We start from the raw sequence: 6,294 nt of genomic DNA on the forward strand, positions 1-6,294 counted from the left end.
GAAGTCCGGGTGTCAGGCGCTGACCAGCGCCCCGTCGTGTTTCGGGGTCAGCAGGAACGCGAATAGATAGAGCACCCCGACGACGATGAGCAGGTTGCGGTAGCCGGTCAGCAGCGCCCCGTATTCGAGGCACCCGCCGAGAATGGAGCCGAGCAGGTTGATGGCGAACGCGGACTGGGCGTGGTCGGTGGCGGCGAAGCGCTTGGCAAAGGCGATATTGGCCAGGTACACCGGCAGGAAGCCGATCACGCAGGCCAGGATCAGCCGGGGCCAGAACGGCAAGCCCAGCAACCAGGCCGGGTCTATCACGTAGGCGATCGCCAGGGACGTGACGATCGCCCCCCACACCACGGGTAGTGGCGGAGTGCGGAATTTCCGGGTGGTCTCGACGGCCGCCAGGACGATCACCAGCACCCCGCCGAACACCAGCGCGTTCACTAGCCAGGTGGTGCCGAACAACAGCGCGAAGGTGGCAATGTTGCTGGTCTCCAGCAGCAGAAACGCGGCGCCCATGAAGAACAGGTCGAAGTAGGAGCGCATCGAACGGAACGGACCGGCCAGTACGCGGACCGCAAGCAACGTGAACAGCATGATGCCGGCCAGCGTCCACAGATACAGGGCCGGGATCCCGCCGCCTTTGTAGTAGAGAAACGGGCGGTCATCGGTGGACGGTGCGACGACGTTGTTCGGCGGCGAGTAGCGGGTGGCGCATTTCTGGTTGGCGGGATCGACCGCGACGGTGATCACCGCACGGTGACTGGCCGTCTGGTCGACGCACGGCTGATGCCCGAAGGCGGCGGCCGTGGTCTCGGCCAGTCGGTCGATCAGCCAACCCTGGCGATAGGCGTTGTACATCGCGAAGACGCCGCCCGGCTTGAGGTGATGGTGGGCGGTACGCAGCGCGCGGTCGGTGAACAGAAACGATTCCAGGCGGATCTGCGACGCGCCGTTGACCAGGGCCAGCGAGTCCGGCAGTGCGAAGAGAATCAGGTCGTACTTGGTGTCGGTCGATTGCAAGAAAGCCCGGCCGTCGTTGATGTACACGGTGACACGCGGATCCGAGTAGGCATGATCGGGGTTCTTTTCCGCGCCGATCTGTACCAGCCGCGGGTCGATGTCGACCGCGTCGACGTGCTTGGCTCCCTTGGACAGCGCGATACCCACATCGGATCCTGACCCCGCCCCGACAATAAGCACGTTGTCCAGGCTGAGGGTGTTCGTCCGCTCATACGGCGCGCTGTATTGCTGATAGGCCGGTTCGGATTGGGTGAGGAGCCAGTCCGCCGGGGCCATCAGCTGGTGCGGGATGCCATTGACCGAGATCATCACCTTCGTCGCACCGGTCCACGATGTGTGTTCCCAGGTCTGCACCTTGTAATACGGCGACCAGGAGATGCCGGCCGTGGTGGACTCCGCCAGCAGGACCAGAATCAGCCCGGCCCCCGAGAGCGCCGTTACCAGCTTGAATCCGCGCCGATTCAGCAGCACCAGCAGGACGGCCGCAATCGCCCCCCACACCACCGACGGTGCCCGCAGGAAAGATATCAGCGTGAAGGTCCCGATGCCGAGCAGCGAGCCGATCAGGTCCCAGCGGTAGGACCTAAGCGGGTCGAGCTGCCCGAAGCAGCGGCCGACTACCTCGCCGGGCCCGGCCAGCAGCACTGCCACGATGACGAAGATCGCCGGCAGCGCGATCCAAGCCGGCAGGCCGCTGGGCTTGACGGACGTGAAGTAGATGATGGCGTTGCCGCCGCGATTCAGCAATCTGACCGGAAACAGATGCACGGCGATCGCCAACAGCATCAGCAGCACGCTCGATAGCGGCAGGATCGACCAGCTCTTCCGGGAGATCAGGAAGCCCATGCCAATGCCCAGAAACGAGCCGAGCAGCACGAAGTTGGTGAAGTACGACAAATGCAGCACATTGGACCCCAGCCAACGGATCAGGGCGAGTTCGATGAACAGCATTGCCGAGCTGCCCAGCACCAGCCGCACGATGACGGCGCGGGCGCCGCGCCCGGTCACCGGTTCGGACACCGGGGTGAGTTGCGCCGGCTGGGTCGCGGTCCCGACTTCAAGTGAGGAACTCACCGCCGCATCATGACATGTCGGACCGTCGTCGAGGCGATGAACAAATCGGGTTTCGCCTGGGCTGACAAATTCCGGGCGGTCGGCTCACTGCCGGCGGCGGCGGCACCGCGCGCGTGCGGAGCCTGTCAACCGTTCGCGACCCTTTCTGGGGCGGCAGGCGTGGCCGAGGCGGCAGTGGCTGGCCGCTCCGAGGGTGTCACTCCATGACCCAGCCATATTCCGACGGAACAGTGCACAGCAGGGAACGGATGGCATCGAGGACTTCCTGCGCCGGTATGTGTCCGTGATGTTCGATGACGATCTTTCCGTCCTGCACCCCACAGCCATAAAAGTCGAGAGGCACGGTGATGGAGCAGAAGAATTGGCCCTGAAATTCTCCGAGCTGCAATCCCGTCGGTGTCGGCACTTCGAACGCGCTGACATCGGTGCAGAAGACGAGCGGCGGTAGGCCTGGGGGAGTGCCCTCGAAAGCCACGCCGAAATTCAGCGCTGACTGTTGAATCAGACCGTCGGCCAGGTCGGTCCGAAAGGACGCCCCGATGTCGGCGGCCAGATCGACTATGTCGGTGTCCGCGCCGATCTCGGCGAGGTATGTTGCCACTCCCACCAGGTTGGTGCTCTCGGTCGGCCTTACCGGTGGATTGAGGAAGTAACGCAAATCGACCGGATAGGCGTAGGGAATCGGGACGTGTGGGGTTTGGCGGACTTGCCACTCGGTCAGCAAGATGGCCGCGGCCACCACGGTATTGACACTGAGGCGGTTTTCTCGGCTGAACTCCACCACGTCCGCTGTCTCCTGCTCGGTGAGCCGGATTCTGGTGACGGGCACAGCTTTGGGCGATCCGGGGGTCGCGATGAGGGTCGGTTTCTCCGCGGGAGGAATGTCATAGGCGAACATCACCGGCATGAAGCGCTCGACGCCGGTTACACCCAGCTTTTTCACGCCGCGCTGCTCCAGCACGACCTCGAGCGGTGCGGGAGCCGGCTCCGGCACAATCGGGCCGGGGTCGCCGGTATTTACCACTGCGGTGTAACGGGTGAAGAGCTCTTCGAGCAGGCCGGCCCCATGGTGGCCGTCGGCGATGCTGTGGTGCAGCCACACCGTCAGCTCTGAAGCTCCCTCGCCAAGGGTTAGTCGCATGTTCAACAACGACTCGGCCTGACTGAGTCGAACGTCGGCCGGCAATTCGTCGGCGCCCGACGGTGCCCCGTTGCTGCGGTCGACAACGCGTATCCCGGAGTGAAGCAGGTCGTCGGCAACGAGGTTCCACCCGCCGTCGGGGCCGGGCTCGAGGTGACTGGCCAACACCGGGTGGGCCTCCACCAGGGCGTCGAGCGCTTCTGACAGTGCGTCGACGTCCACCGCACCGCGCAGCTGCATGGTCATGGATGTGAAGACCTCGTATTGTGCGAAGACTTCCTCACTGTGCGACAGCTTTCGGATCACGGATCCGGGAAACACCTCAAGACTCCCGTCTTCTCGCTCCGGATGGGAGCATTACGTGCCGGGTCAATGCGTGCTGGCCCGTCGGTAGCCGATGGCCATGGGCACCGCGCAGGCGGCCACAATGCCCACACTCCACAACACCGTCGCGATCATCGGCCACAAAACCGGGCCGCCCGCCGACAATCCGCGCATGGCCGCAACGGCATAGCTCACCGGCTGATGCGCGACCACCGGCTGAACCCAGTGCGGGTATTGGTCCAGCGGCAACATGCCGGTAGAAAAGAAGATCGCCAGCGCTTGTGCCACCTCAACGGCCTCTACCACCAATACCTCCGCGGCGTAGAACGCCACGGTGGTGACAATGACGGCGAATGCGATGCCCAAAATCACTGGCACACAGAGCCATACGAGGCTCGCGAGCGCACCTTCGCGAAACCGAAAGCCCATAATCATTCCCACGCCGAGCATTACCACGGTGGTGAACAGAATGCGGACCGCGTCGGCCAGGATTCGGGCGAGCAGGCCCGATGCGCGGTGCACCGGCAACACCCATAAGCGGGTAAGCAGTCCACTGGTGCGCTCACGCATCAGGTCGATCGCGACGAACGTCGAGCCGGTGATCGCGGCGCCCAACGCAATGAGCGGCACGATGCTGTAGAGCGCGTTGTCGTGGGTCATGGCATAGATCAAGTTGCCGAGCACGATGTACAACGTCAGCAGGAACAGGATCGGTAACACGAGGGCCTCAACGACGGTGATGAGGTCGCGGGCCCACCGGGTGAGGATCCGTTTGGTCTGTACCAAGGTATTCGAGACGAGCAGCCGAACCGAATTGTCCGGGTGACGCAAACTTACCGGTGCAAACCCGACTTCTTGCGTTGTCATGGTGGTCACGGCCGCCTCGACAAAATGATGATGGATGTGGGCACCAAAAGCACCACGAAGCCGACCAGCCAGGCCAGCGTCGGAGCCATGACCGGCCATGTCACCGGGACGGCCGACTTGGTGGTGTCCCCGGCCAGCGCCCGCAGCGCCGTCACGAACTGGGAGATCGGTTGATTGCGGACGATGGGCTGGATCCAGTGCGGAAACAACTTGACCGGCATCAGACCGACTGACAGCAGCCCGAAGATCAAGATGGGCAACGTCAGCAACGGCAGCATCGCCTCGGGGTTTTTGGTAGCGGTGCCGACCAGATCCGCGGCGAAGGACAACAAGGTCCCGATGACGATCACCAGTGCGCAAAAGCCGGCGAAATACAGCGGCCCGTGATGGAACCGGAACCCGATCGCGTAGCCACAGAGCAGCGACACCGTCAAACCAACGCAGCATCGGTACACGGCGGCCGACACCCGCGCCAGCACCGGCGTCAACGGCGCGATCGGCATGGACCTGAAGCGCCGATTGACGCCGTCCAGCGAATCGGTCGCCGCCCGGAAAGCCGACGAAATGGCGGCGAACGAGACGGCCTGCAGCGTGATCAGCGGGGTGACGTATTGCCCCAAGCTGCTGCTGATTCCCGAGCCACCCACGTAGTGATTCCACGGTATGGAAAACGGTATATAGAAGCCGGCGGTGAAACCCACCGATGCGCCGATGGCGGTGATCAGCTCGCCGTTGGTCAGGGCGGGCGCGATGAAGCGCACCGTAAGCACCCACCACTGCGTGCGCGTCGACGGGCGCGGGTTCCCGACACCCGACCCGGACCCATTGGAGGTCAGGGCCGCGGTCGGATCCAAAGCCGGCGCGCTCATCGCATCGCCCCGGACTCAATGTGGCTCAGAGCGTGGGCTTCACTGGGATCGGCTGTCAGCGCAAGGAATACGTCGTCGAGCGACGGACGGCGCAGCGCAATGTCGGCCAGCTCGATGTTCGCTTCATCGATCCTGCGTGCGGCCTCGATGAGGATCCTCGTCCCGTCCGGCGCCGGCATGGTGATGCGGTCTGACTCCGGGGTGAGGATGGCCCGGCTTTGCTCGGGCAGCAGCGAACCGAGCGCGGCAACGATGGCGTCCAGATTCTTCAGATCCCGCGGCACTATTTCGCAGAAGGTGTCGCCGGCGCGGTGTTTGAGCTCGTTGGCGGTGCCTTCGGCGATGATCGTGCCGTGGTCGATCAAGATGATCCGGTCACTGAGCGCGTCCGCCTCCTCCAGATACTGCGTGGTCAACAAGGTGGCCACGCCGAGCTTCTTGAAACTGGCCACCAGATCCCAAATTGCTTGCCGGCTACGCGGATCCAATCCGGTGGTGGGCTCGTCTAAGAACGCAACCTGCGGTTGAACCACCAGTCCGCATGCGATGTCTATCCGCCGGCGCATCCCGCCCGAGTAGGTACTCACCCGGCGTTTGGCGGCGTTGACGAGGTCGAATTGCTTGAGCAGTTCCTGCGCTCGGGTGCGCGCGCTGGACTTGCTCAGCCCGTACAGACGACCGAACATCACCAGGTTCTGCTCGCCGGTCAGCATGTCATCGACGGCCGCTTGTTGTCCGGTGACCATGATCGAGCGGCGTACACCGGCCGGTTCGGACACCACGTCGTGGCCGGCGACCGTCGCCGACCCACGATCGGGCCTGGTCAGCGTTGACAAGATGTCCACCATGGTGGTCTTGCCCGCTCCGTTGGGGCCGAGCAGGCCGATGACTTCACCGCGCCCGACATCGAAACTGATATCCGTCAGGGCCACTACGTCGCCGTAGGTCTTGCGAATCTCGCTGACTACCACAGCCTTATTGCTATTGGGCATCTGAATCTCC

General features: G+C 63.7%; 5 protein-coding genes. All 5 read right to left on the reverse strand.

Going from position 1 to position 6,294, the window contains the following annotated elements; genetic code table 11:
- Nucleotides 1-12: 12 nt before the first annotated feature.
- The 5 genes from MB901379_RS07625 to MB901379_RS07645 all read right to left on the reverse strand — a co-directional run bounded on the left by MB901379_RS07625 (nucleotide 13) and on the right by MB901379_RS07645 (nucleotide 6,284).
- Nucleotides 13-2,091, reverse strand: coding sequence for a spermine/spermidine synthase domain-containing protein (locus tag MB901379_RS07625; protein WP_197717874.1), 2,079 nt, complete (start codon nucleotides 2,089-2,091; stop codon nucleotides 13-15).
- 196 nt (nucleotides 2,092-2,287) lie between these two features.
- Nucleotides 2,288-3,553: a phthiocerol/phthiodiolone dimycocerosyl transferase gene (locus MB901379_RS07630; protein WP_158016060.1), complete on the reverse strand. Its 1,266-nt coding sequence runs from the start codon at nucleotides 3,551-3,553 to the stop codon at nucleotides 2,288-2,290.
- 48 nt (nucleotides 3,554-3,601) lie between these two features.
- Nucleotides 3,602-4,432 (reverse strand): ABC transporter permease, encoded by an 831-nt coding sequence (locus MB901379_RS07635; protein ID WP_158016061.1) that lies wholly within the window; start codon nucleotides 4,430-4,432, stop codon nucleotides 3,602-3,604.
- The gene (locus MB901379_RS07640) at nucleotides 4,429-5,292 is read right to left on the reverse strand and encodes an ABC transporter permease (RefSeq protein WP_158016062.1); all 864 of its coding nucleotides are present in this window, start codon (nucleotides 5,290-5,292) and stop codon (nucleotides 4,429-4,431) included. The genes MB901379_RS07635 and MB901379_RS07640 overlap by 4 nt, the downstream gene beginning before the upstream one ends.
- Nucleotides 5,289-6,284 (reverse strand): ATP-binding cassette domain-containing protein, encoded by a 996-nt coding sequence (locus tag MB901379_RS07645; RefSeq protein ID WP_158016063.1) that lies wholly within the window; start codon nucleotides 6,282-6,284, stop codon nucleotides 5,289-5,291. Before MB901379_RS07645 ends, MB901379_RS07640 begins: the two co-directional genes overlap by 4 nt.
- Nucleotides 6,285-6,294 lie beyond the last annotated feature (10 nt).

Origin of the sequence: Mycobacterium basiliense (assembly GCF_900292015.1) — a bacterium.
GTDB lineage: Bacteria > Actinomycetota > Actinomycetes > Mycobacteriales > Mycobacteriaceae > Mycobacterium > Mycobacterium basiliense.